The sequence below is a fragment of the Burkholderia sp. MSMB1826 genome (assembly GCF_001526325.1).
Lineage (GTDB): Bacteria > Pseudomonadota > Gammaproteobacteria > Burkholderiales > Burkholderiaceae > Burkholderia.
Map to the genome: position 1 here is coordinate 1 of NZ_LOYN01000023.1, position 3,172 is coordinate 3,172.

Below are 3,172 nucleotides of genomic sequence, written 5' to 3' on the forward strand. Positions count from 1 at the left end.
AGGCCGGCTTCGGCTTCCTTCAGAAAGCCGATGATTTGCTCTTCCGTAAAGCGCTTCTTCATGTTCGTCTTCTCCGAAAACGAACTTTACTAGGTTCCGGTTGGCCCTGTTTACTGGGGGCAGGTCACACGCAGCGAACGCAGTGCGAAATCGCATAAAAATCTATGCGCATAAAGTTCATTCGCGCGACATGCTCGGCAGAGCAGGGAGTAAGTCCTTCGGAGTAATATCGCCGTTCGTCCCGATCTCACGGTGCTTGGTTGCATCCGCCGGCGGTCGGTGTCCTTTGCATTCCGTCTCCTGCATCGTTCATGACTGACAGCCCCGCTCAAGGTGGTCGGACGACCGACTTCTTGCCCTATCTCGTCGCCGCGACGTTCTTCATGGAGTATCTCGACACGACCGTCATCGCGACCGCGCTGCCGCAAATGGCCAGTTCGTTCGGCGTTGGGCCGAACGCACTGAGCCTCGGGATGACGGCCTACATGTTGGCGCTGGCGGTGTTCATTCCGATCAGCGGCTGGATCGCGGATCGCTATGGCTCGCGGACGGTCTTCGCGAGCGCGATCGTCGTCTTTACCGGCGCGTCGGTGCTGTGCGGGCTATCCGAAGGTGTGATGTCGTTCACGGCTGCTCGGCTGCTACAGGGCGTCGGCGGGGCGATGATGGTGCCGGTCGGGCGAATGATCGTCGTGCGGAGTACCGAGAAGGCGAGGCTGATGCGCGCGATCGCGACGATCACGTGGCCGGGCATCGTCGCGCCCGTCGTCGGGCCGCCGGTCGGCGGCTTCATCACGACCTATGCATCGTGGCGATGGATCTTCCTGTTGAACGTCCCGTTCGGCATCGCTGCGCTCGTTTGTACCTGCCTGATCGTCCGGAACACGCGGGCCGACGAGCAACGGCCGCTCGACTGGGTCGGTTTCGTGCTGGCCGGCGGCGCATTGACCTGCCTGCTGATCGGCACCGAAGCAGCCGGCCAGCAGGATGTCGACTTCACGCGCGCGGGTGTCCTGGTGGGGGCAAGCGTGCTGTTCGGCATCGCCGCATGGCTGCATGCGCGACGCTGCGCGCATCCGCTGCTCGATTTCACGACGCTGAAAGTGCCGACGTTCTCCGTGACGGTGATCACCGGCTCGATCACGCGGATGGCGATCAACGCCGTCCCGTACCTGCTGCCGTTGCTGTTCCAGATCGGCTTCGGGCTGTCGCCGTTCCAGTCGGGGCTGTTGTTGCTCGCCAGCGCGCTCGGCAATCTCGGGATGAAGGCAGGCACATCGTGGATCCTCGACCGTTATGGCTTTCGGCGCGTTGCGCTCGTCGACGTGACGATCGTCGGCATCGTCACGATCGCATGCGGCTGGCTGACCGCGTCGACGCCGCTGGCAATCACGTTGCTCGTCGTATTCGTCTACGGGCTCACGCGGTCGATGCAGTTCACGACGCTCGCGACGCTGGCTTATGCGGATATCCCGGCTCAGCAGACGAGCGCGGCGAGCACGCTGTGGAGCGCCGCGCAGCAGATGACGATCGGGATGGGGATCGCGTTCGGTGCATTGTCGCTGCGGCTCGCGGCATGGGGGCGCGGCGATGCGGCCGGCATGCACTACGTGCTCGACGATTTCCGCTGGGCGTTCGTCGCGGCGGGCGTGCTCGCACTGCTGACGTTGCCGGGCTACGCCCGGCTGGCTTCCGATGCCGGCGATCGGCTGCGGGCCAACGTGGCGCGCGGCTAGGCCGGACTGCAAATCGTATTGGCGGGGAGGCAGGTGAGGGCGCGTGTTTTTCGGCGTTCACCGGTAGTGCTGATGCGTTGCAGCCGCGCTTGCCAGACAGTCAGCGCAACCGGCCTTCCGTCCCTCGGCCGAGTCGGCCTTCCGGCCGGCCATGCTTGGTCGGTCGTTTTCCGAACGACGGCGTGCGGTGCGGGGACGACCATGAATGCGATGCGCAATGAGCGGCGCGGCAGCAGCGCAGCTGTTTCGATTCCCGTTACTGCGCGTCATGGAAGATGATGCCGACCGTGTGGCGGTGGCCGCTTCGAATCCGGCTGACGCCATGACGCAGGTTGACGCGATAGACGCCACGGGTTCCCTGCACAGGCCGGCCGTGTACCGCGAAGATCACTGCATCACCTTGCGTCAGCGGCACCACTTCCGCACGCGACTGCATGCGGGGTCGCTGTTCCGTCAACACGAACTCCCCGCCACTGAAATCGCGGCCCGGCGCCGACAGCAGGATCGCGACCTGCAGCGGAAACACGTGCTCGCCGTACAGGTCCTGGTGGAGGCAGTTGTAGTCGTCGGCGCCGTATTGCAGGATCAGCGGCGTCGGTCGCATCTGTCCCGCCGCGTGGCAGCGATCGAGGAATGTCGCATGGTCTTTCGGATAACGGACGTCGATGCCGAGCGCCTGGTTCCAGCGATTCGCGACCGGCACGAGATGCGGGTAGATCGTCGCGCGCAGTTCGGCGATGACCGCTGGCAGCGGATACGCGAAATACTTGTACTCGCCGCGGCCAAAGCCGTGCCGCGCCATCACGACACGTGAACGATAGAGCGCATCGCGCGGATAGAGCGACGCGAGTGCATCGCACGCGCTTGCCGACATCAGGCCCGGCACGCACGCGCATCCGTAGCGATCGAGCTCGGCCTCGATGCTCGGCCAGTCGAGGGTGCCGACGCGTTGTGCGATGTCCAGCGGTTCGACGGCAGGTTGCAGATCGGCAATGTTCACGGGCATACCTCGAGGTATCGGCAGTGTGGCGCCGTGCGATCGCGCACGGTCGAATTCACGAAAGTTGACGAACCCAGTCTAGCGGCGTCCGTGTGCCGGTACGCTCCAGATCTTGCGCTTTAATTCGGACGGGAAAACGTTGTAGGCGCGGCATCGACACACTAAATGCGGCGACGTGCCGAAGCGGAGAGGCGGAGAGGCGGAGAGACGGAGAGACGGAGAGGCGGAGAGGCGGAGAGACGGAGAGACGGAGAGACGGAGAGGCGGAGAGGCGGAGAGACGGAGAGACGGAGAGACGGAGAGGCGGAGTGTAGTGGTTCAATGCCCTTGGACAGTTCGAAAAGGAGGTAACGTGTCGTCTGGAGGGCCAAATCATGGTCAGGCGTGCGTTTTCCGAGGAATTCAAAGAAGAAGCGATACGACTCGTCGTAGAGGA

Annotated in this window: 2 protein-coding genes; one reads left to right on the forward strand and one right to left on the reverse strand. The window is 63.8% G+C overall.

What is annotated here, in order from left to right:
• The first annotated feature begins 311 nt into the window (after positions 1 to 311).
• Positions 312 to 1,736, forward strand: coding sequence for a DHA2 family efflux MFS transporter permease subunit (locus WS95_RS16115; protein ID WP_059824634.1), 1,425 nt, complete (start codon positions 312 to 314; stop codon positions 1,734 to 1,736).
• Between the two features lie 256 nt (positions 1,737 to 1,992).
• Here WS95_RS16115 and WS95_RS16120 read toward each other — a convergent pair whose 3' ends face one another.
• On the reverse strand, positions 1,993 to 2,736 hold the full coding sequence (locus WS95_RS16120; RefSeq protein ID WP_179950201.1) for a 2OG-Fe(II) oxygenase: 744 nt from the start codon (positions 2,734 to 2,736) through the stop codon (positions 1,993 to 1,995).
• Positions 2,737 to 3,172: the final 436 nt, after the last annotated feature.